The sequence below is a fragment of the Pseudomonas sp. PA15(2017) genome (genome assembly GCF_001945395.1).
Classification (GTDB): domain Bacteria; phylum Pseudomonadota; class Gammaproteobacteria; order Pseudomonadales; family Pseudomonadaceae; genus Aquipseudomonas.
The window spans coordinates 227,139-251,649 of the sequence record NZ_MSXV01000050.1; the positions used below are offsets into that span (position 1 = coordinate 227,139).

Annotated in this window: 6 protein-coding genes (1 of these 6 running past the window's edge); 1 reads left to right on the top strand and 5 read right to left on the bottom strand. The window is 67.7% G+C overall.

Annotation, left to right across the window (positions count from 1 at the left end; all coding sequences use genetic code 11):
• On the bottom strand, positions 1–6,687 hold the 5' portion of the coding sequence (locus BVH03_RS16585; RefSeq protein WP_075962188.1) for a non-ribosomal peptide synthetase. It extends 5,667 nt beyond the left edge of the window; the window shows 6,687 of its 12,354 coding nt (coding positions 1–6,687); the start codon lies at positions 6,685–6,687; its stop codon lies off the left edge, out of view.
• Positions 6,688–7,415: 728 nt separating this feature from the next.
• On the opposite strand from BVH03_RS16585, the gene BVH03_RS16590 reads away from it, so the two are divergent.
• Positions 7,416–8,381 (top strand): siderophore-interacting protein, encoded by a 966-nt coding sequence (locus BVH03_RS16590; protein ID WP_075962189.1) that lies wholly within the window; start codon positions 7,416–7,418, stop codon positions 8,379–8,381.
• 265 nt (positions 8,382–8,646) lie between these two features.
• Here the strand turns inward: BVH03_RS16590 and BVH03_RS16595 are convergent, their stop codons facing one another.
• From BVH03_RS16595 to BVH03_RS16610, 4 genes are all read right to left on the bottom strand, one after another.
• Positions 8,647–9,411, bottom strand: a complete 765-nt coding sequence (locus BVH03_RS16595) for a thioesterase II family protein (RefSeq protein ID WP_075962190.1) — start codon at positions 9,409–9,411, stop codon at positions 8,647–8,649.
• A gap of 10 nt (positions 9,412–9,421) precedes the next feature.
• Complete coding sequence (locus tag BVH03_RS16600; protein WP_075962191.1) at positions 9,422–9,667, bottom strand: MbtH family protein; 246 nt, start codon at positions 9,665–9,667, stop codon at positions 9,422–9,424.
• A 224-nt stretch (positions 9,668–9,891) separates the two neighbouring features.
• Positions 9,892–11,295: an aspartate aminotransferase family protein gene (locus BVH03_RS16605; protein ID WP_075962192.1), complete on the bottom strand. Its 1,404-nt coding sequence runs from the start codon at positions 11,293–11,295 to the stop codon at positions 9,892–9,894.
• Between the two features lie 204 nt (positions 11,296–11,499).
• Positions 11,500–24,387, bottom strand: a complete 12,888-nt coding sequence (locus BVH03_RS16610) for a non-ribosomal peptide synthetase (RefSeq protein ID WP_075962193.1) — start codon at positions 24,385–24,387, stop codon at positions 11,500–11,502.
• Positions 24,388–24,511: the final 124 nt, after the last annotated feature.

Consider the following 24,511-nt stretch of genomic DNA (forward strand, 5'->3'; position numbering starts at 1 on the left):
CATCGCATCGTAGGTCTGCTCCGGCGTCCACAGGCTGTCATCGCGGATCAACAGCGAACCGCCGTGTGTCAAGCTGGTCAGCCATCGCTCGTGGGCTCCGTCGAAGGCGAACGACATGAAATGCAACTCACAGTCGCTATCACGCATTTCATAACGCTCACCAATGGCCTGGCAATGCATCGCCAGCGGCCCGTGGGTGACGCTGACCCCCTTCGGGTTGCCGGTGGAACCGGAGGTGTAGATCACGTACGCCAGATTGTCCGGCTCTAGCGCCACCTCCAGCGCCTGCACCGAATGGCCGTTGAGGTCGAGACGATCCAGCTCCAGCACACTCAGTACGTCGTCGATTGGCAGTTGCGCCGACACCCGAGAATCGGTCAGCAACAGCGCCAGCCCGGAATCCCGCATCAAGTACGCCAGACGCTCGCGCGGGTAGCTGGTGTCCAACGGGACATAGGCGCCGCCGGCCTTGAGCACTGCCAGCAAGGCGACAATCAGGCCTTCACTGCGCGGCATCGCCACGCCGACCCGCACTTCGGCACGCACGCCTCGCGCCACCAGCGCATGGGCCAGACGGTTGGCCCGGGCGTCCAGTTCGCCATAGCTGTAATGCTTGCCATCAAAGATGACGGCGGTGCGATCCGGTTGCTGCACCGCTAGCCGTGCGTAACGCTGGTGCACTAGCAGATCGAGCGGATACGGCTGAGGATGGTTTTGCGCCTGCTGCCGTGCGTGCTCCTCGGCAGTGGCGAGGGCGATTTCACCGAGACGACGCTCGGCGCTGACCGCGAACTGCTCCAGCAGGTGCAACAATTGCACGCTCAATCGCTCCACGGTGGCGACGCTGAAATGCATCTGGTCGAAGCTCATGTGCAGCGCCAGGGTGTCGCCCAGTGTCACGCCGAGGGTCAGCGGATAGTGGGTCTGATCCTGATTGGCGACTTCGCCGAACACCACGCCCTGGGCAGTGCCGTGTTGCAGCGCTTCGGAAATGGGGAAGTTCTCGAACACCAGAAGCGTGTCGAACAGCGACTCACCGCCCTGACCGGCCCAGCGCTGGATGTTCGCCAGCGGCGTGTGTTCTAACTCGCGCAGCGAGAGGTTCTGCGCCTGCACGGCAGCCAGCCACGCAGCCACGCTCTGGTCCGGGCGCGATCCGGCGATTACCGGCAAGGTGTTGATGAACAGGCCGACTTGTTGCTCGATGCCCACCAGCTCCGCCGGACGCCCGGCCACGGTAGTGCCGAACGCCACGCAAGCGTTGCCGGTGTAGCGTTGCAGCAGCAACAGCCACGCGGCTTGCACCAGGGTGTTGACGGTGACTTTCTGCTCACGGGCGAATGCATTCAGGCGAGCAGTGCGTACGGCATCAAGTGAGCAATGCTTGAGAACATGGCCGCTTTCGACACGCACCTCGCCACTACCTGCAGCGGCTTGCGCCAGCACGGTCGGCTCCTGGAGCTCGGCCAGTTGCTCCCGCCAGAACGCCTCGCTGGCCGCCTTGTCCTGCCCTTGCAGCCAGGCGATGTAGTCGCGGTAGCGACCCACCGGCGCCTGCGGCGTCTGCCCCGCGTAGCGTTGCAGCACCTCGCCCAGCAGTTGCGCGTTGCTCCAGCCGTCCATGAGGATGTGGTGGTGGGTGTAGATCAGGTGATGAATCTGCGCATCGGTGCGCACCAGCACCAGGCGCAGCAACGGCGCCTGGGACAAGTCGAAGCCCTGGCTGCGCTCGGCCTCGCCCAGCGCAGCCAGTGCCTGCGCCTGTGAAGGCTGGCCACGCCAGTCATGCAGGGCGAACGGCACCTGTACCTGCTGGTGCACCACCTGGACCGGGGATTCGAGTTCCTGCCAAACGAAGGCACTGCGCAGGATGTCGTGGGCGGCGGCCGTCGCCTCCCAGGCTGCGCGGAAACGCTCCACGTCCAGCCCTTGCACATCCACCCGCAACTGGTTGACGTAGTCCCCTGCCGCCTGCTCGTACAGGCTGTGGAACAGCATGCCCTGCTGCATCGGCGACAGCGGGTAAATATCGTCGATGTTCCGCGCTGGCAGGGGAAATGCATCGAGCTGCGCCTGGGTCAGTGTCGCCAACGGGAAATCGGAGGGCGTCACCGCAACGCTTCGCGCGTTGCTGCAGTGCTCGATCACTGCACGCAGTTCATCCACCAGTTCATCGGCCAGGCGCTGGATGGTTTCTTGCCGATACATCGCGCTGCTGTAACCCCAGCGCAGGGACAGTTCGCCGCCGTACACCTGGCCTTCCACACTCAGCCAATTGGCCAGTGGGGCATCAGCGGCCTGCGTCTGGCCAGCCCCTTTGCCCGCAGGAACGAACAGGGTGCCGGTATCGAACTGACCGTCGAACTGGCCCAGGTAGTTGAAGGTGACACGAGGCTGCGGCAACTCGGCCAGGGCCTGGCGGCTGGCATCGTCGCCCAGGTAGCGCAGCAGGCCATAGCCCAGGCCCTTGTCAGGCACACTGCGCAACTGCTCCTTGATGGCCTTCAGCGAGTCCGGCAGTTGGGCGGCTGGCGTCAGCTTCACCGGGTACAGGCTGGTGAACCAGCCAACGGTGCGCGTCAGGTCGATATCCTCGAACAGGTCTTCGCGGCCATGCCCTTCCATCTGCACCCATACCGATTCGCCGCCGCTCCATCGGCACAGCACGCGCGCCAGGGCCGTGAGCAACAGGTCGTTCACCTGGGTGCGGTAGGCAGCTGGGGCGTGCTTGAGCAAACGCTCGGTAAGCCCGGCATCCAGCCGGGTTTCCAGCGCAGCGCCCTGCGCGTTGAGCAACCCACCCTGGGGATCGTCCTGCGGCAGCTCTTGCACGGGGCCGTCCAGGCGCGACAGCCAGTCGGCCAACGCCTGCTGCTGTGCTTGCCCATGCCCTTGCAGACGGGCTGCCCAAGCCTGGTAGGAGCTGGTCTTGGCCGGTAATGCCGGTGCGTGGCCCGCGGCCAGACGCTGATAGGCGGCCTGCAGGTCTTCGAGCAGGATGCGCCAGGACACCCCGTCCACCACCAGGTGGTGGACCGCCAGGAGCAGGCGCTGGCCACCGCCTGGGCGGTGTAGCAATGCGGCCCGCAGCAAGGGACCGCTGGCGAGATCCAGGCTGCGCTGCACCTCGTCGTAGAAAACCTCGCCGTCTTCTCCCTGCCAGAGCAGGTCGTGGTGGTCATCGGCGTCGGCATACCACTGACGCCACTGGCCTGCTTCACAAACGAAACACAGGCGCAGGGCGTCGTGATGACTCACCACCGCTCGTAAGGCTTGTTCGAGGAACTCCGGCTCGATGGGTTGCCGTGCCTCGAGCAGCAACGACTGGTTCCAGTGGTGGCGCCCGGTCATGGGTAACTCGAAGAACCAACGCTGCACCGGCGTCAACGCGACGTCGCCGGTGACCGGCCCCTGGTCGATCGGCAGGGTCGTCGCGCCGACCTCGGCCACCGTCGCCAGGCTGCGCACCGTCTGGTGCTGGAACAGGTCCTTGGGGGTGAACTGGATACCGGCCTGCCGGGCGCGGCTGACCACCTGGATGGAGACGATGGAGTCGCCGCCCAGCTCGAAGAAGTTGTCGTGGCGCCCGATCCGTTCGCTCCCGAGTATGTCTTGCCAGATCGCCGCGATGCGCGTTTCGAGCTCGCCCTGCGGCGCGGCATAGTCGGCCTGTAAAACGCCATCGGGTGCCGGCAGCGCCTTGCGATCGAGCTTGCCATTGGGGCTCAGCGGCATCTGCGCGAGGTCGACCCACTGCGTCGGCACCATGTACTCCGGCACGTGCCGCGCCAGGTGCGTGGCCAGCGCATCACGCCAGTCGGACGGGTGTTCGGCCAGTACCAGGTAGCCCACCAGAGACTTGCCCTCCACGGCCAGTACCGCCGCCTCGCGCACCCACTGGTGCTCCAGCAGGCGTGCCTCGATCTCGCCCAGTTCGATGCGCAGGCCGCGCAGCTTGACCTGGTGGTCGATACGCCCGGCGTATTCGATCACGCCATCGCCGCGGTAGCGGGCCAGGTCTCCGGTGCGGTACAGGCGCGCGCCATCGCCGAACGGGCTGGCGAAGAAACGCTCCGCAGTCAGCGCCGGGCGCTGGTGATACCCCCGGGCCAGGCCCGCACCGGCCAGGTACAGTTCGCCCAGCACGCCGACCGGCACCGGTTGCAGGTCGGCGTCGAGTACGTGGCAAGCCAGGTTGGCGATGGGCCTGCCGATCGGTACCGCGTCCCGGCCTTCTTCCAGGCAACGCCAGTGGGTGACGTCGATGGCGGCCTCGGTCGGCCCATAAAGATTGTACAGGTTCGCCTGCGGCAGCCTGGCGAATACATTCTGCTGTGCGTCCACCGGGAGCGCTTCGCCGCTGCAGACGATGCGTTTCAGGCTGCTGCAGCTGGACACCTTGTCGTCCTGCAGGAACGCCTGCAGCATCGAGGGCACGAAGTGCAGCGTGGTCACACCTTCACGGTTGATCACCTCCACCAGCTTCGCTGGATCGCGGTGATCCCCCGGCGCCGCGACCACCAGGCGGGCACCGGTCATCAGTGGCCAGAAGAACTCCCACACCGACACGTCGAAACTGAACGGGGTCTTCTGCAACACTGTATCGCTGGCATCCAGGCCATAGGCCTGTTGCATCCAGCACAGGCGGTTGGTCAGCGCCGAATGGCGGTTGCCGGCGCCCTTGGGTTTGCCGGTGGAGCCGGAGGTGTAGATCACATAGGCGAGGTTCTCGCCGCCCAGCGCTACTTCAGGGTTGTGCTCGGCCTGGCTTTCCAGCCCGCCGTCAAGCCGATCCAGGTCGATGCGCTGCACGCCCTCGGCCAGCGGCAGGTCAAGGTGCGACTGGCTCAGCAGCAGCTTCACGCCACTATCTTCGAGCATGTAGGCCAGGCGCTCGGCCGGGTAGTCCGGGTCCAGCGGCACGTAGGCGCCGCCGGCCTTGAGGATCGCCAGCAGGCCCACCACCATCTCGATGGAACGCTCCACCGCAATGCCCACCAGTGCGTCGGGCTGCACGCCCAGCGCGATCAGGCGATGAGCCAGGCGGTTGACCCGGGCATTGAGTTCGGCATAGCTCAGGGACTGCCCGCCGAAGACCAGGGCCGGGCCTTGTGGCGAGCGCTCGACCTGCGCTTCGATCAACTGGTGTACGCAGCGCTCGAGTGGATAGTCGGTCTGGGTGGCGTTCCAGTCGTGGAGGATCTGCTGGCGCTGCGCGTCGTCGAGCATCGCCAGTTCGCCGACCCGCCCGCTCGAAGCATCGACCAGGGCTTCCAGCAAGCGGCTGTAGTGAACGCCCATGCGCTCCACGGTGGAGCGGTCGAGCAGGTCGGTGGCATAGCCGAAGGCGGCGAACAGCTTGCCGCCCTGCTCGATGGTATCCAGCGTCAGGTCGAACTGCGCGATACGCGTCTCACGCTCCAGCGCCGCCAGGCTCAGGCCGGATCGCCCCTTGATCGCAGCGGCATCCGCCACTTGTGACTGATGGTTGTAGAGCACCTGGAACAGGGGGCTGACGCTCAGGCTGCGTTCCAGCCCCAGCGCCTCCACCAACCGCTCGAACGGCAGTTCCTGGTGCGCCTGGGCGCCCAGGGCGGCGTCCTTGACCCGCTGCAGCAGTTGCCTTACGTCGATCAGCGGATCGACCTCCGTGTGCAAGACCTGGGTGTTGATGAAGCAGCCGATCAGCCCTTCGACCTCGGTACGGTTGCGGTTGGCCACCGGCACGCCGACGCGGATCGCCTGCTGACCGCTGTAGCGGTGCAGTAGTACCTTGAAGGCGGCCAGCAGGACCATGAACAGCGTCACGCCCTGCTCGCGGGCCAGGCCACGCAAGCGCTCAGCCAAAGCCGGGGCGACCTGGAACTGGTGGCGCGCACCGCGGTAGCTCGGCGACAGCGGCCGTGGATGGTCGATGGGCAGTTCAAGCGGCGCATGATCCCCGCCGAGCTTGCCGCGCCAATAGTCCAGCTGGCGTTCCTGCTCGCCAGCCTCCAGCCAGCTGCGCTGCCACAAGGCGTAGTCGCGATACTGGATCGGCAGCGCTTGCAGGTCGGCCTCGACGCCACTGCAGGCTGCATCGTAAAGGCGGATGAATTCATCGATCAGGACGTTGTAAGACCAACCATCGGCGACGATGTGGTGCAGAGTCAGCAGCAGCACGTGTTCCTGCTCGGCCAACTTCAGCAGCTGTACGCGCAACAACGGGCCCTGGGCCAGGTCGAACGGCGCCAGGGCCTCGGCATCGGCGCGCTGACGCACCTGCTGCTCTTGCGCTGCGGCAGGAACAGCGCTCAGGTCATGGCGGGCGATGGCCACCGCGAACGGCTCGAGGATACGCTGGCGAACCTGGCCATCCTGCTCGCCGAACAGGCTGCGCAGGGTCTCGTGGCGAGCCACCAGGCCATCGAAGGCGGCCTGCAGGGCAGCATCGTTCAGTTCGCCGTTCAGGCGCACGGCCATGGGCAGGTTGTAGGCGGCGCCCTGCGGATCGAGTTGCCAAAGGAACCACATCCGCTGCTGGGCGTAGGATAGCCCGTCGCGCTCGTCACGGGTAACGCCGGCCGGGATCGGCAAAAGGGAGAAATCGATGCCCTCGGCCTGCATCCCATTGAGGAAAAGACGCCGTTTCTCCGGCGACAGTTCGATGAAGCGGCGGGCGAGCTGGAGGGTCTGTTCGGCATTCATGTCGGGCGTATTCCTGGCAGTCTAGCGGTGACTATGAAACTCAAACGAATCCTCACGGCGGCGATTTAGCCAACCATGCCGGCCAGCGCGGCCCCAGCTGAAACCCCGACGAACGCCCTCACTGAAGAATTGCACAGCCACCTCGCTCCCGGACACCAGCCGTGAGCGTGACGGCCGGATGCCCTTCTCATAGAGGCAGGAATGTGGCCGAACTTCCCCTGTAATCGACCTGGACAAAATCCTGTTCCGCCTTGACATGCTGCACGAATGATTAGAAAGGCTCCGACTCTGCTGGCAACCCCCATGCCGACCTGTCGTCTGGGCTTCGGCCAACCGGGCCTACGAGGTACAGCCGCATTCGGGAGTGGAGCGCTGGGCGACGTCGCGCGGATGTTCGGGAGTGACGATAAGCCGCTGAAGAACCGGCTCAAGGCCTCGCTCCTGCATCAATGATTGAAGAACCTGCCGCTGTTCGTGCCGATCGGCGCACTAATGGCGCAGCCTGGATTAGCCGCGCAGCGGCGTTACCCGGGTTTCGCTTTTCAAGCAGCCTGCCTCCAGCGTTCCCGTTCCTGCACCCTGGCGACGGATAAGCGCAGAGGCGGATATGTGATGCCCGCATAACGCCTCGGCCAATCCAGGCCACGGCTGGCGCCGGTGCATCGGGCGTGTATTTGCCACGCGCCCCTTCGTCTCTTTGCTGAACATCATCAGCAATAGGTCCTGCCATGTCTCTCGCCAATACCGTCACCCGCAACCTGCGCCAGCTCGCACAGCGCACCGGGCTGGCCAAATCGGCCCGCTATCGGATCTTCGACATAGAGCTGAAACAGCGCATCACCGTCAGCCCGTCGCTGACCCGCTTCGTCTTCACCGGCGCGGATGTACACCTGATGAACACCCTGGCCCCGGATCAGCGGATCAAGCTGCTGTTCCCCGGTCCCGATGGCGCCCCGCCGCAACTGCCACACCGCGACGACTGGCACCAGACCCTGCGCAGCCTGGAGCAGCAGCGAAGACCGCCGATGCGCACCTACACCATCCGCAGCCTGCGCAGCGCCCAGTCGGAGGTGGACGTGGAGTTCGTGCTGCATGGCGAGAACGGCCCAGCATCGCGCTGGGCCATCCATGCCCGCCCCGGTGACCGCCTGCAGATGGTGGCGCCGGATGGCGAGTCGACGGGCGACCCCGGCGGCTACGAATGGCAGCCGCCGGCAGGGGTTCGCCACGTGCTGCTGATCGGTGACGAGACGGCGCTGCCGGCGATCGCCGGGATTCTCGAAGCACTGGCCGACTGGCCGCAGCCGCCGGCGGTGCAGGCCTTCATCGAGGTGCCCCACGCGGCTGATCGCCAGACACTGCGCCAGCCAGGCACCGCCGAGGTGAACTGGCTGGTGCGCGACGAGCTGGCACTCGAACACGGCGCCGGCATGCGCCACGCCGCCCTGCAACAGGCGCTGCTGCCGGATTCGGCGACACGCGCCAAGGGCCGGCAGACGATCGAGGACGTAGATATCGATACGCAGTTCCTCTGGGACCGCGCCAAACCGGCCGGCAGCGAATTCTATGCCTGGGTGGCGGGCGAGTCGGCGGCGGTCATGGCGATTCGTCGCCATCTGGTCGGCGAGTTGGGTCTGGATCGCCGCGCCTTGACCTTCATGGGCTACTGGCGACTGGGCCGCGCCCTGGAGTGAGGTGCTTGGCGATACCCGCGCCATGGCCGCAACGCCTACTTGCGACGACCAATTGAATCCGCCGGCGCAAGCGGCCTTTCGATGCCCCCTGCGGGAGCGGGCCGCGCCCGCGAATTCGCGCGCATGGCGCGCTCCCACAATTAACCGCCGAAGGGCCGCTTGCGCCTTGCTGCTACCCCTCGCGTTGCGACGCGTGCGAACGGCGTCTATCCGTGGTCGCTCGACGTGGAAGCCCCAGCCGCGTGCGCGCCAGCAGCCGACGCTCTCAGGCGCGGGCGAACTGCTGCTGGGCAGCCGGTAGGCCAATGGCTCGCTGGTAGCGGCGCAAATCCACTTCCAGGTTGGCACGCAGGATGCGCAGCACCTTGGTCTCGTGTTCATGGATGAAGAAGTGCCCACCGGGCAGCATCTCCAGGGAGAAGCTAGCATCGCTTTCCAATTGCCAGGCGATCAGCTGCTCCTGGGTCGCCCTGTCCTGCTTGCCACCCAATACGTGCAGCGGGCAACTCAGGCATGGCCGCTGCCGATGGACATAGAGGTCGCAAAGGCGAAAATCGGCGCGTAGGATCGGTAAGGTCAGGGCCATCAGTTCGTCGTTGTCCAACACTTCCTGGGGGGTGCCGTTGAGCTCACGCAACTCCTCCTTGAGCTGGTCGTCGCTCTTCGGGTCGGCGAAGCCCCGCGCGTAGTCATCGCGCTCGCTCGGCGCCGCCGTACCAGAGGCGAACAGTGAGGTCGGTGCAGGCGCGCCGAGTTCACGCAGGGCATGGGCCATTTCCAGTCCCAGTAAGGCGCCGAGGCTGTGGCCGAACAGCGCATAGGGCCCTTTCAGGCACGGCAGCAGTTCCCTGGCCAATTGCCGCGCCAGCGCCTGCATGTCGGTCTGCAGCGGCTCGCCGAGGCGCGCCCCACGCCCGGGCAGCTCCACCGGCTGCACGCTGAGCCATTCGGGCAGCTTGCGGCGCCAACGGCTGTAGACCATGGCGCTGGCGCCCGAGTAGGGCAGGCAGAAGAGTTGCACGGCGGTCATGGCACGAACCTCAGTGAGCGGCCTCGGCCTGCTGTTTCTGGCGCGCCTGCTCTTCCATGTGCTGGCGCAGGCTGAGCGGGCGCATGTCGGTCCAGACTTCCTCGATGTAGGCCAGGCACTCTTTCTTGAAGCCGCTCTTGCCGACGGTGCGCCAGCCTTTCGGGACTTCCTTGTAGTCCGGCCAGATGGAGTACTGCTCTTCGTGGTTGATCACCACCTGGAACAGGATGTCTTCGCGGTCGAATACTGAGGTCATGCTGTTTCTCCTTGAATACCAAGCCCCCATGGGCTATCACCTGACAAGACGAGCCGACGGCGGGGAAAATTACCGCCGTCCAGACACCGATCCGGCGGCGGTCGTAGCCTGGATCAGCCGAAGGGTTGATCCGGGCAATCCAGGGGTGAAAATGCGCCGGCGCGGATGAATGCAACCCGGATTACGCCGCTACGCGGCTAATCCAGGCTACCGGCTGGTCCAGACTATTCATTGCCCGCGGCGATGGCCGCCTGTACGGCCCGGGCGAAGATCCGCGCCACCTGGTCCACCTGCTCGGCGCTGATGATCAACGGCGGCAGGAAGCGCACCACGCTGCCATGCCGGCCGCCCAGTTCGAGGATCAGCCCACGCTTGAGGCACTGGCGCTGGATACAGCTGGCCAGGGCGCCATTGTGCGGGGGGTGACCTTGGGCATCGGCCCGGCCATGGGGGTCGACCACTTCCACGCCGAGCATCAGCCCCAGCCCACGTACGTCGCCCAGCTGCGGCACGCGCCGCTGTAGATCGAGCAGGTGGCCACGCAGGCGCTGGCCCATGGCGGTGGCATGCGCCACCAGGTCGTGCTTCTCGATGTAGCGGATTACCGCCGAGCCGGCGGCCATGGCCATCTGGTTGCCACGGAAGGTGCCAGCGTGGGCGCCGGGCTGCCAGCTGTCGAGCCAGTCCTGGTAGACCATCACCGCCAGCGGCAGGCTGCCGCCGATGGCCTTCGACAGCACCACCACGTCCGGCACGATCCCGGCATGCTCGAAGGCGAACAGTTTGCCGGTACGGCCGAAACCGGTCTGAATCTCGTCGATGATCAACGGTACATGGTGCCGGCTGGTGATCTCGCGTACCCCGCGCAGCCAACTGCTGGCGGCCGGGATCACCCCGCCCTCGCCCTGTACCACCTCGACGATCACCGCGGCCGGTGGCTGCACCCCGCTCTCTGGGTCACTGAGCAGGTTCTCCAGGTAGTGCAGGTTGGTCTGCACCCCGGCTTCGCCGCCCTGACCGAAGGGGCAGCGGTAATCGTAGGGAAACGGCATGAACTGCACGCCGTGGCTGAGCAGCGAGCCAAGGGGGTTCTTGGCCTTGAGGTTGCCCATCAGGCTCAGCGCGCCCTGGCTCATGCCGTGGTAACCGCCATGGAAAGCCAGCACGGTGCTGCGCCCGGTGGCGATGCGCACCAGCTTCAGGGCGGCTTCCACGGCATCGGTGCCGGTCGGCCCGGTGAACTGGATCTTCGCCTTGGCAGCGAAGGCCGGCGGCAGCACGGCGAACAGGTCTTGGACGAAGCGATCCTTGACCGGCGTACTCAGATCCAGGGTGTGCAGCGGCAGTTCGTCGTCGAGCACTTGGCGGATCGCCTCGGTGACTACCGCATGGTTATGGCCCAGGGCCAGGGTGCCCGCGCCGGCCAGGCAATCGATGAACACCCGCCCTTCGACGTCCTCGACATGGATGCCGCGGGCCCGCTTGAGCGCCAGGGGGATGCGCCGAGGGTAGCTGCGGGCATTGGATTCCTGCTGCTTCTGCCGGCTAAGTATGGGGTGCTCGGCGAACTGGTAGTCCTTGTCCTCGTCCTGGGTCGTGCCCGGGCTTTCGGCTAACGCTGTGCTCATGGTGACGCTCCTGAATAGGGTGAAAAGCCTGGTTCTCTTACCTGTAGTACCTACGGTGTGAGCCCGCCTGCTGAACGGGCGCTCACGCGTCACTTTTCCGCTTTTTTTGGGGGTTACTTTCACTTTCGTCCAAGAACAACCAGAAGGCTTTGCTCCGGGCATGGCGGTGCCTGTGCCGTTGCATCGATGCACAAGCACCCGCCGTCACAACGCCTCCAGCCGCGCCATCAGGTCGTCGATCCGCTCGACCTTCTGCTCGTTCAGCGCCGCGCCCTCGAGCCCTTCGATGTGCAGGGCCAGTTCGCGTACCGTGCTGCACTCGAACATCGCCCGCAGCGGTACGCTGCGCTGCAGGGCCTGCTGTACCCGCGAGGCGATCTGAGTGGCCAGCAGGGAGTGGCCGCCGAGGTCGAAGAAGTTGTCGGTGGCGCCGACCCGCTCGGCGCCCAGCACTTCACCCCAGATCCGCGCCAGGGTGCTCTCCAGCTCGCCGACCGGGGCCTGGTATGCCTGGCTGGCGCTGAACGCCATGGCAGGCAAGGCCTTGCGATCGAGCTTGCCATTGGGATTGAGCGGCAGGCTCTGCAGCGCCTGCCAGTGGCGCGGCACCATGTACTCGGGCAGATGCAGGGCCAGCTGCGCCTTGATCGCCTCGAAGTCCGGCGCTTCGTCGCGCGCCACCACGTAGCCCACCAGGTAGTGGCCACTGGCGGTCTGCTGAGTGGCCACGGCGGCGTCACGGATATCCGCGCGCTGACGCAGGCGCGCCTCGATTTCGCCCAGTTCGATGCGGTAACCACGGATCTTCACCTGATGGTCGACACGCCCGACGTACTCCAGTACCCCATCGTCACGGCGCCGGGCCAGGTCGCCACTGCGGTACAGGCGCTGACCCGCCGCCCCGAACGGGTCGGGCAGGTAGCTGGCGGCGGTGCGTTTTGGATCGCCGAGGTAGCCACGCCCTACGCCGGTGCCGGCGATGAACAACTCGCCCTGGGCCCGAGCGGCCACCGGCCGCAGTTCGTCGTCCAGCAGGTACAGGCGGTTATTGTCGGTCGGCGTACCGATCGGCAGGTAGCTGCTGGTGCAAGAGGCAGTGTCGACCGGGTACAGCGCCACGTCGTCGGCGCACTCGGCCGGGCCATAAGCGTTGACCATGCCGATCCCCGGGTAGCGCGCCAGCCACTGGCGGGCCAACTCAGGCGGCATGGCTTCGCCAGTGGGCAGCAACCAGCGCAGCCGGCCCAGCTCGGCCGGCGGCTCGGCGAGCAGGCCCTGGATCAGCGACGGCACACTTTCCAGCACGCTGATGCCACTGTCGCGCACGTGGCGCAGCAGAGCTGACGGGTCATGGGCGATCACGTCCGGGACGATCTCGACCCGCGCCCCGCACAAACCGGCGGCGAGGAACTGCCAGACCGAGATGTCGAAGCTCTGCGAGGCGGTTTGGGCGATCACCGCCTGCTCGTCCAGGCCGAAGTAAGGCAGCTTGCTCAACTGGTTGTTGAGCATGCCCGCCTGATGCACCGCCACGCCCTTGGGCACACCGGTGGAGCCGGAGGTGTAGATCACATAGGCCAGGTGCTGGCCGCTGACGGCGAGCCCCGGGCTGCTGTGCTCGACGTCACTGCGCTGCACCTCCTCCCAAACGAGCAGGCGTGGGCGTCCACCAGCGCAGCCGAGTTCATCGAGCAGTTCCTCGGCCAGCTCGCGGCAAGCGGCGCTGCAGACCAGCACGCTCGTGCCGCTGGTTTCGACCACCTGGGCCAGGCGCTGGCGCGGGTGCGCCGGATCCAGCGGCAAGTAGCCGGCGGCGGCCTTGAAGGTGCCGTTGATCATGCCCAGCAGGGCCAGCGAACGTTCGGCCAGCAGGGCCACCGGCTGGTCTGGTTGCACGCCGGCCGCGAGCAGCCCATGGGCCAGGCGATTGGCGCGCCGGTCGAGCTCGGCATAGCTCCAATGCTCGCCCTGGCAGGCGGCGGCGATACGCTGCGGATGGGCCGCCACCTGCGCCTCGAACAACGGCGCATAGCCCTGCTCCAGTGGGTAGTGGCGGGCACTCTGGTTGCACTGTTCGAGCAGGAAATGCCGTTCGTCCTCGGCCAGTAGCGGCAGCTCGGCGACGTCGCCCTCGAAACCGTCGACCAGGGCCAGCAGCAGACGCTGGAAGTCGCCGAGCAGGCGCTGCACGGTTGCCTCATCGAAGAAGCGGCGGTCGTAGGACAGGTGCAGGCCGAGGTCGTCGCCCGGGTAGCAGACCACCGTCAGCGGATAGTTGGTATGGGTGCGGCCAGACCCGGAGCGGGCCTTGAGGCCCTCGGCGCCCTGCAGCACGCCGGCGTCCACCGGCGCGTTCTCGAACACGAACAGGCTGTCGAACAGCGGCTGGCCGTTGGGTAGTTCGCTGCAGGCCTGGATGTCCACCAGCGGCAGGTGCTCGTGCTCGCGCAGTTCCAGGTTGCGCTCGAACAGCTGCTGCAGCCACTGACGCACGCCGAGGCGCTCGCCGGCCGCCGGCATGGGCACCCGCAGCGCGATGCTGTTGATGAACAGGCCGACGCAGTGCTGCATCTGCGGCAGGCTGGCCGGGCGCCCGGCCACGGTGACGCCGAACAACACGTCGCGGTCGCCGCTGTAGCGGCGCAGCACCAGGGCCCAGGCCGCCTGAGCGAAGGTGTTGACGGTCAACTGATGGCGCTGCGCCAGGTCGCGCAGGCGCACGCCCTGCTCCACCGACAGGCGACTGTACAGGTCGCCGACCTGCATGCCGCCGTTGTCGTGGCGGATCGGCCGGTCGCTGGGGATGAGCGTGGGCCGCTCGAAGCCGGCCAGGGCCTGGCGCCAGTAGTCGCGGGACTGTTGCAGGCCCTGGTGGTGCAGCCAGGCGATGAACTCGCGGTAGCGCGGTGCCGGCGTCAGGTCGGCCTCGCGGCCTTCGCCGAGGGCCTGATAGAAGGCGAAGAAATCGCCCATCATGATCGAGCGGCACCAGGCATCGATGAGGATGTGGTGGTTGCTCATGATGAACCAGTGGCGGTCATGGGCCAGGCGGATCAGGCGCAGGCGCAACGGCGGGCGCTGCAACAGGTCGAAGCCGGCCAGACGCTCGTCTTCGAGCAGTTGCTGCAAACGGGCTTCGTGCCCGTCTTGCGGCAGCGCGCTCCAGTCGAGGAATTGCACGCCGTCGCCATCGCCGCGGTGGATGATCTGCAGCATCTGCTCGCCGGCGTTCCAGACGAAGGAGGCGCGCAGCGCTTCATGACGGGCGACCACCAGGCGCCAGGCGCGCTCGAAGCGCTCCACGTCCAGCGCGCTGTCGATGCTGTAGCGGTCCTGCATGAAGTAGATGCCGGTGCCGGACTCGAGCAGAGTGTGCAGCAGCAGGCCTTCCTGCATCGGCGTCAGCGGGTAGAGGTCGTCGATGGCGTCGAACGCCAGCGGCAGTGCATCGAGCTGCGCCTGTTCGAGGCGCGCCAGCGGGAAGTCCGACGGGGTCACCCCGCCCGCTTGAGGCGTCAGACAATGCTCGACCAGGGCGCGCAGCTCGGCCGCGTAACGCTCTGCCAGGCGCTCGATGGTGTCGCGCTGGAACAGCCTGTCGCTGAAGGTCCAGCGCAGGCTCAGCTCACCGCCATACACCTGGCTGTCGACACTCAGCCAGTTCGGCAGTGTCGCCTCGCTGGCATGCTGGGCCCCGCCCGGCTCCTGCAGCGGGCGCAGCAAGGCATCGGCGGCGAAACCCTGGTCGAACTGGCCCAGGTAGTTGAAGGTGACCCGCGCCTCGGGCAGCACGGCCATGGCGGCGCGGCTCGGCTCGTCGGCCAGGTAGCGCAGCACGCCGTGGCCCAGGCCCTTGTGCGGCACCGCGCGCAACTGTTCCTTGATCGCCTTGAGGCTGCCGCCGAGGTCGTCGGCAGGCACCAGGCGCACCGGGTAGGCACTGGTGAACCAGCCCAAGGTGCGGCTCAGGTCGATGTCGTCGAACAGCGCCTCGCGGCCATGGCCTTCCAGTTGCACCAACGCCGCGTCGGAGCCGGTCCAGGCGCACAGGGTGCGCGCCAGGGCGGTCAGCAGCAGGTCGTCGATCCGCGTCCGGTAGGCCTGGGGCGCCTGCTGCAGCAACTGCCGCGTGGTCTCGGCGTCCAGGGTCAGGCTGACCCGGCACGCGTCGCGCTCCAGGTTCGGCTGGCCGGCACCGTCCAGCGGCAGGTTGTCATCGGCGCCCTGCAACTGGGCCTGCCACCAGCCCAGCTCTTCGCGCAGCGATTCGCTGCCGGCATAGGCCTGCAGGCGCGCCGCCCAGTCGCGCAGCGAATGGGTCTTGGCCGGCAAGCCGGGCGCCTCGCCACTCTCCAGCTGGCGATAGACATTCTGCAGGTCCTCCAACAGCACCCGCCACGACACGCCATCCACCGCCAGATGATGCACGGCGATCAATAGCCGTGGCTGCACGCCGGGCACCAACACGGCGCGCAGCAATGGCCCCTGTTGCAGGTCGAGGCTGCGCTGCGCCTGTTCGAACAGCGCCAGGCGCTGGTCGTCGTCGGCCTCACGCACCCAGAGCAGGGCCTGGCTCGGCTCATGGGCGACGAATTCGGCGCCACCCGCTGCCGTGAAGCGCAGGCGCAAGGCATCGTGGTGACTGGCCAGGGTCTGCAAGGCCTGCTCCAGCAGGGTGGCCTGCAGGGGCGCGGCCGCCTGCAGCAGCAGCGACTGGTTCCAGTGCTGCGGGTCGCCGTGGCGCTGCTCGAAGAACCAGTGCTGGATCGGCGTCAGGGCCGTCTCGCCCAACACCGGTCCCTGGTCGACGCTCAGGCACTCACTCTGTCGTGCAGCAGCAGCAAGGGTGCGCACGGTCTGGTGCAGAAACAAGTCCTTGGCGCTGAAATGCACGCCGGCCTGGCGGGCCCGGCTGACCACCTGAATCGACAGGATCGAATCGCCGCCCAGGGCGAAGAAGTTGTCGTCGATGCCGATGCGCGCCACCCCCAGTACCGCCTGCCAGACCTCGGCCAGGCTCTGTTCCACGGCATTGCGCGGTGCTTGATAGTGGTTCTGCGCGGCACTGAGATCCGGCTGCGGCAGGGCACGGCGGTCGAGCTTGCCGTTGGCGGTCAGCGGGAAGCGCTCCAGCACCAGCAGGTGGGCGGGCACCATATGCTCCGGCAAGGCCGCGTGCAGCCGACTCTTGAGCGCGTCGACCAGCTCGCGGGCCGCAACGCCCTCCTCGGCCAGCAGGTAGCCGACCAGTTGCTTGCCGGACGGCCCGTCCAGCGCCAGCACCACGGCCTCGCGCACCTGCTCGTGGGCCAGCAGGCTGGCCTCGACCTCGCCCAGCTCGATGCGGAAGCCCCGCACCTTGACCTGCTGGTCGATACGCCCCAGGTATTCCAGTTGCCCGTCACGGCCCTGGCGCACCAGGTCGCCGGTGCGGTACAGGCGCCCGCCCTGGTCGGTGAAGGGATCGGCCACGAAACGCTCGGCACTCAGCCCGGCGCGACCCAGGTAACCGCGGGCCAGGCCGTAGCCGCCGACATACAGTTCGCCGCTGGCACCGGCCGGCACCAGCGCCAGGTCGGCGTCCAGCACGTACAGGCCGCGGTCGCCGACCACCCGCCCGATCGGCACGCTGCCCAGGCCTTCCGGCAGCTCGGCGGGCGCGATGCAGGCGGTCGGCATGACCACCGTCTCGGTCGGCCCGTAGGCGTTGATCACCGCCTGCGGGGCGAAGCGCTCGCGCAGGCCATGCAGGTGTTCCGCGGTCAGCGCCTCGCCGCCGGTGATGATCAGACGCACCGGCAAGCGTTCGTCGCGGCTGCGCAGCCATTGCGCCAGTTGCCCGCCGTAGCTGGGGGTGAAGCCGAGTACGTTGATACCGTGGGTACGGATAAGGCCGCAGATCGACTCGGCGTCCCACTGCCCCTGCTCACGCAGCACCACCTCGGCGCCGAACAGCAGCGGCACCAGCAGGCGCTCGCTGGCCGCGTCGAAGTTGATCGAATAGAAATGCAGCTCGCAGTCGGCCGGGGTGGTGCCGAACAGCTCGCCCACCGCCTGCAGGTGCATGGCCAGCGGCCCCTGGGCCACGGCCACGCCCTTGGGCAGGCCGGTGGAGCCGGAGGTGTAGATCAGGTAGGCCAGGTGTCCGGGCAGGCTGCGCTCGGCCGGGTCAGCGCTCGGGTAGGCCGCCAGGGCCGGGCCGTCCTGCTCGAGGCTCCAGGCCTGCAGCGAATCGGGCAGCGGCGCCAACTGGTCGAACAGCGCGTCATGCCCGAGCAGCACGCCGATGCCGCTGTCCTCGACCATGTAGCGCAGGCGCTGCGACGGGTACTCCGGGTCCAGCGGCACATAGGCGCCCCCGGCCTTGAGCACCGCCAGCAGGCCGACCACCATGTCCAGCGAACGGCGCAGGGCCAGGCCGACCCGCACCTCCGGGCCGACGCCCAGCTCGATCAGGCGGTGGGCCAGGCGGTTGGCGCGGACATTGAGTTCGGCGTAGCTCAGCGACTGGCCGGCGCAGGTCAGCGCCCGGCCATCCGGCGTCGCCAGCACCTGGCGCTGGAACAGCGCCTGCACACTGGCCGGTGGCGCGCCAGCGGCGATGCCACGGCCATTGTCCAGCAGCGCCTGGCGCTCGCCGTCACCCTGCAGCGGCAGCTCACTGAGGTGCGCATCCGGCGTGTCGAGCATGGCGCGCAACAGCCGCTGCCAGTGCTCGGCCATGGCCGCGATGCGGGCGCCGTCGAACAGGTCGGTGCTGTAGGTCAGGCAGCAACGCAGGTGCGCGTCGAAGTCGGTGACCTCCAGGTTGAGGTCGAACTTGGTGGCGCGTGCATCGTTGACCAGGTAGTCGACCTGCAGGCCGCCGGCCAGCTCGCGCTGCTGCTGGAACTCCCAGCGCTGCACGTTGCACATGACCTGGAACAGCGGGTTGAAGGCGGCGCTGCGTTCAGGGTGCAGGGCCTCGACCAGGTGGTCGAAGGGAATGTCCTGGTACGACTGGCCATCGATGGCGACCTGGCGCACCTGCTCGAGCAATTCGCTGACGCGCATCTGCCCATTGGGCCGGATACGCAGCACCTGGGTGTTGAGGAACGCGCCGATCAGCCCTTCGCTCTCCGGACGGATGCGGTTGGCCAGGGGCACGCCGATGCGCAGGTCGTCCTGGCCGCCATAGCGGTACAGCAGGGCCGCCAGGGCAGCGGTCACGGTCATGAACAGGGTCAGCCCGCGCTCGCTGTTGAAGCGGCTCACCCGCCGCGCCAACTCCTCATCCAGATCGAAGCGATGCAGTTCGCCCCGATGGCTCTGCACCGCCGGCCGCGGACGGTCGGCAGGCAGGCTCAGCAGCGGCTGCTCGCCGCCCAGCTGGGCCTGCCAATAGTCGAGCTGGCGCTGCATCTCGCCGCCCTCCAGCCACTGCCGGTGCCAGGCGCTGTAGTCCAGATATTGCACTGGCAGGGGTGCCAGCGGCGACTCGCGCTCGTCGACGAAGGCAGCGTAAAGTGCCGACAGCTCGCGGGCGAAGATGTCCATGGCCCAGCCTTCGGTGACGATGTGGTGCAGGGTGATCAGCAGCTGGTGCTCCCGATCGGCACACTTCACCAGGCAGGCGCGCAGCAGCGGCCCGCGCTCCAGGTCGAAGGGCGCGTGGGCCTGCTGCTCGGCAAGGCGCTGGATGCCGGCTTCACGCTCGGCTTCGCTCTGCGCCGACAGATCCAGCCATTCCAGACGCACGTCCGACTGTGCGGCGATGCGTTGCCAGGGTTTACCGTCGGCGCTGGGGAAGGTGGTGCGCAAGCTCTCGTGGCGCTGGATCAGCGCCTGCAGGGCCTGTTCGAAGGCGGCGACGTCGAGCACCCCGCGCAGGCGCGCCATGCCGCCGACGTTGTACGCCGGGCTGTGCGGGTCCATCTGCCAGAGGAACCACATGCGCTGCTGCGAGTAGGACAACGGTACGCGCTGGTTGCGGTCGATCAACGCGATGGCGCCCTGGCTGTCGCTCAGGCCCTCGGCCTGCGCACGCGCCACCCAGGCGGCGAAGTCCTGCAGGCGGCGCGATTCGAACAGGCTGCGCAATGGCAACTCGACGGCGAACGCCTGGCGCGCCCGGGAGACGATCCGGGTGGCCAGCAGCGAATGGCCGCCCAGCTCGAAGAAATCGTCGTCAAGGCCGACCCGCTGCACACCGAGGATCTCGCTCCAGATCGTCGCCAGGCCACGCTCCAGGTCGTTGCCCGGAGCGCGGTAGGGCCGCTGCAGGGCATCCGGCTGCGGCAGCGCGCGGCGGTCGAGCTTGCCGCTCGGGGTCAGGGGGAACTGCTCCAGGCGCAGGATATGGGCCGGCAGCATCGGCTCGGGCAGGACCTGGCGCAAGGCGCCACGAATGCGCTCGGCCAGAGCCGCCGCGGACTCCTCGCCGGCCACCACCAGGTAGGCCAGCAACTGGCCGCCGCCAGGGCCGTCGCCGAGCACCACCAGAGCCTGGCGTACCCCGGGCTGGGCGAGGATGGCGTTGCGGACCTCGTCCAGCTCGATGCGCACGCCACGCAGCTTGACCTGCTCGTCGAGGCGCCCCAGATAATCCAGCACCCCGTCACCTCGCCAGCACGCCAGGTCGCCGCTGCGGTACAGCCGTCCACCGCCTTCGGCGGGCAGGAAGCGGCTGGCGGTCAGCGCCGGCTGGCCAAGATAGCCACGAGCCAGGGCGCTGCCGCCGAGCAACAGCTCACCCCGGGCACCAGTCGCGGCCAGTTGCCAGTCGGCCTCGCGGATCTCGCTGATCACGTTGCTCAACGGCCGGCCGATCGGCACCCGCACCGCCTCTTCGCCGGTGCAGCGCCAGTGGATCACGTTGATCGCGCTCTCGGTCGGCCCGTAGCGGTTGTGCAGGACCACCTGCGGCAGGCGCTCGTGGATACGCCGGCACAGTTCGGCCGGCAGCGTCTCGCCACCGGAGAACAGGTGGCGCAGGCTGGTGCAGGCGCCAACCTCAGGCTCGTCGACGAACAGCTGCAGCAGCGGCGGCACGAAGTGCAGCAGGGTCACGCCCTGCTCGCACACCAACTGCACCAGCCGCTGCGGATCGCGGTGCTCGCCCTGCCCTGCCAGCACCAGCCGTGCGCCGCTGACCAGTGGCAACAGGCACTCCCACACGGACACGTCGAAACTCAGCGGCGCTTTCTGCAGCAGCACGTCGCCGGGGCCGACGGCATAGTGCGCATGCATCCAGTGCAGGCGCTCGATCAGCGCGCCGTAACCGACGCCCACGGCCTTGGGCAGGCCGGTGGAGCCGGAGGTGTAGATCACGTAGGCGAGGTTGTGCGCGTGCACCGCGCTCGACGGTCCGGCGTCTACGCCGACGCCCTCGGCCACGTCGTCCAGCGCCAGGGTTGCCAGTCGCTCGGGCAGCTCGAACGCCTCCAGGACCCGCGTTTGGCCCAGCAGCAGGGCTACCTGGCTGTCCTCGATCATGTACTGCAGGCGGTCGCGGGGGTAGTCCGGATCCAGCGGCACGTAGGCACCACCAGCCTTGACGATGGCCACCAGGGCGATCATCAGCTCCAGCGAGCGCTCGGCCAGCACGCCGACGCGCACCTCGGGGCCGATCCCCAGCGCGCGCAGGCGCAAGGCCAGCGCGTTGGCCTTGCGCTCCAGTTCGGCATAGCTCAGGGTCCGTTCCCCAGCCAGCAGCGCGATCTGCCCGGGGCTGGCGGCGGCCTGCTGGGTCAGCCGCTGGGCCAGTGCCCAGTCCGGCTGCGGCTGCGGGTCGCGGCCCCAGTCGTGCAACTGGCGGCGCTCCGCCTCGCCCAGCAGTGGCAGGTCGCCCAGCGCCTGCCCAGGGTGCGCGCAGACCTGCTCCAGCAGGGCCACGAAATGCCCGGCCAGGCGCTCGATGGTGGTGGCGTCGAACAGCTCGACGGCATAGTCGAACGACAGGCGAATACGCCCCTGCGGGTCTTCCTCGCTGTGCAACTGCAGGTCGCACTTGGCTTCGCGGCTGTGCCAGGGCAGTTCCTCGGCAAGCAGCCCGGGTAGGCGCTTGAGGGCATCGTTGTTGCGTTGCTGGTGATTGAACATCACCTCGAAGGCCGCCGCGTCGCCCAAGGCGGCGCTGACCTGCTCGTAGCCGATGGCCTGATTGAGCTGGGCCGCCTGCACGCTGGCGCCGACGGCGGCCAGCAAGCTGTGGAAATCCTCGCGCGAATCGATGCGGCTGCGCAGCACCTGGGTGTTGATGAAGAAGCCGATCAGACCCTGGGTTTCCCGCAACGGCCGATTGGCGTTGGGCACGCCGACGCGGATGTCGGCCTGCCCGGTGTAACGCTGCAGCAGCGCCTGGAAGGCTGCCAGCAGCAGGCTGAAACTGCTCGCCTGGCAGCTGCGCGCCAGGCTCTGCAGGCGATCGCACAGCGCTTTGTCCAGGCGCAGACTGAGGCGCTCGGCGGCGGACACCGTGGCACTGCGCGGGCGATCCAGCGGCAGCGCCAGCGGTTCACGCTCACCCTCCAGGGCGCCACGCCAGTAGTCCAGCTGGCGCTGCTGCTCGGCACCGTCCAGGTGCTCGCGCTGCCAGGCGGCGTGGTCGGCGTACTGGATCGCCAGCGGCGGCAGCGCCAGGTCTTGGCCCTGGACATAGGCGGCATACAGGCGGGCGAATTCGTCGAGCAGAATACCCAGCGACCAGCCATCGGCAATGATGTGCTGCAGGGTCACCAGCAGCAGGTGATCGTCCTCGTCGAGGCTGACCAGCTTGATGCGCCACAGCGGCCCCTGTTCCAGATCGAAGCGGCTGTGCGCTTCGTGTTCCTGGATCTCACGAGCGCGGCTCTCGCGCTCGGCGGCCGGGTAGCCGCTCAGGTCTTCGCGCAGCAGGCTCCAGTCACCCGCGGCGTGGATGCGCTGCAGGCCCTCCTGCAGGAAGCGGGTACGCAGCGCTTCATGACGCTGTACCAGGGTGTCGAAGGCGCGCTGCAAGGCCTTCGCATCCAGTTCGCCGCGCAAGCGCAGACCGCCGGGAATGTTGTAGGCAACGCTCTCGGGGTGCAGTTGCCAGAGAAACCACAGGCGGTTTTGCGCCGCCGACTGCGGCAGCGCGGCGTCGCGCGGCAGCCGCGGGATAGGGCTGCGGTGATGGCCAAGCTCGGTCACCGCAGCGAGGAAACGCGCCAGGGTCGGCGCCTCGTAGAGCGTGCCCAACTGGATGTCCAGGCCCAGCTCGTCACGCAACTCGGCGATCAGTTGCACGGCCTGGATCGAATTGCCGCCCAGGGCGAAGAAATGCGCCTCGGGATCGACCCGCTGGCACTTGAGCGTTTCGCACCAGAGCGCCGTGATCCGCTGTTCGATAGTGGCCGCCGGCACCTGCAGCGTACCGACACCATCTCGCCCGGCATGCGATTGCGCGAGCACTGCCAGTTCGCCCGCCGCCAAGCGCTGGCGGCAGGCACTGCGCTGCAGCTTGCCGCTGGAGGTTCTGGGCAAGCTGCCAGGCTCGAGCAACAGCACCAGCGCCGGCGCCTCTTGATGGGCTTCGGCCACCGCCTGGCGGATACGCTCGATCAACTCGCCGGTCGGCACCTGGCGCGCCGTGCGGCGGCTGATTTCCGCGGCCACGCCCAGTGTTTCCTGCCCGTCTTGATCCATCGCGAAGGCCGCCACCCGCCCGCGCCGTACTTCGACCACCCGTTCTTCGACGGTGCGCTCGATGTCCTGCGGGTAGAGGTTCTGCCCACGCAGGATCAGCAAATCCTTCAACCGCCCGGTCACGAACAGCTCGCCCTGGTGACGCACGCCCAGGTCACCGGTGCGCAGCCAGGTGTGTCCGTCGCGCTCGACGAAGGTGGCGGCACTGGCCTGCGGGTTGCGCCAGTAGCCTTGGGCAACGCTCGGCCCGCTCGACCAGATCTCGCCAACCTGGCCGTCGGGCAACCCTGCACCGCTCTGCGGATCGACGATGCGCAACGGGTGCTCGGGCTGCTCCCAGCCACAACTGATCAGCGTGGCGCCCTCGCCTGCCTCGGCACGATTGGCCGCCAGGGCTGCACCATCCACCGACCAGGCGGCGATGCCCTGCCCCGGGCGTCCGCCACTGACGAACAGCGTCGCCTCGGCCAGGCCATAGCTGGCCAGGTAGGCCTGGGGCCGGAACCCGCAGGCGACGAAGCGCTCGGCGAACGCCGCCAGGCTGTCCTGGCGAATCGGCTCGGAACCGGAAAAGGCCACCCGCCAGTGGCCCAGGTCGAGACCGGCCAACTTGCTCTCGGTAATACGCTCGACACACAGGCGGTAGGCGAAATCCGGCCCGCCGCTGACCGTGCCCCGGTAGCGGCTGATGGCCTCCAGCCAGCGTACGGGCCGCTCGAGGAAATACTGCGGCGACATCAGCACCACCGGCACGCCGCTGTAGATGCCCTGCAGCAGCCCGCCGATCAACCCCATGTCGTGGTACAGCGGCAGCCAGCTGACGATCACGTCCTGTTCGTCGATGCCATAGCCCTGACGGATCAGCCACTCGTTGGCTTCCAGGTTGGCATGGCTGACCTGCACACCCTTGGGCATTGCGGTGGAACCCGAGGTGTACTGCAGAAACGCGATGGCCTGCGCTTGCACTTGGGGCGGCTGCCAGGCATCGCCGCCGTCGGCCGCCAGCGCATCCACCGCCAGCACCTCGGGCACCAGGTCGGCGCTGTCGGCCAATTGTCCGTGCAGGGTGTCGACCAGCGCCGCAGTGGTGAGAATCAGCGCTGGCTCGGCATCGTCGAGGATCGACAGCAGGCGACGCAGGTGGTGCGCCTGGCTGCTTTCCGGCGGATAGGCCGGCACCGCAATCACCCCGGCATACAGGCAGGCGAAGAATGCGGCGACGTAGTCCGGCCCACTGGGAAACAACAGCACTGCACGCTCGCCGGCCACGCAGCGTTGCTCCAGCGCGGCGGCGATGGTACGCACCTGCCGGTCGAGCTGACCATAGCTCAGGGTCTGCTCGCCCTCCTGCCCCAGGAAGCGCAGCGCCAGGTGTCCGGGCCGGCTGGCCGCCGCCCGCATCAGGGCCTGGGCGATGGAAGTCGGGCGTTCGAAAGTGTCCGTCATGTCTGCACCTAATCGCTGGTGACCGGCGCAGGCGCACCACTGAGCGTGCTTGCAAGCCGGAGATTCATCACTCGATGACGGATAGTTGGCGAGAAAAATTAACCGGGCTCGGCCATCTGGCTAT

Bases quoted from the DNA above. Each gene is read 5' to 3' on its own strand.
- BVH03_RS16610 (WP_075962193.1), bottom strand. From the start codon at position 24,387: ATGACGGACACTTTCGAACGCCCGACTTCCATCGCCCAGGCCCTGATG.
- BVH03_RS16590 (WP_075962189.1), top strand. From the start codon at position 7,416: ATGTCTCTCGCCAATACCGTCACCCGCAACCTGCGCCAGCTCGCACAG.
- BVH03_RS16600 (WP_075962191.1), bottom strand. From the start codon at position 9,667: ATGACCTCAGTATTCGACCGCGAAGACATCCTGTTCCAGGTGGTGATC.
- BVH03_RS16595 (WP_075962190.1), bottom strand. From the start codon at position 9,411: ATGACCGCCGTGCAACTCTTCTGCCTGCCCTACTCGGGCGCCAGCGCC.
- BVH03_RS16605 (WP_075962192.1), bottom strand. From the start codon at position 11,295: ATGAGCACAGCGTTAGCCGAAAGCCCGGGCACGACCCAGGACGAGGAC.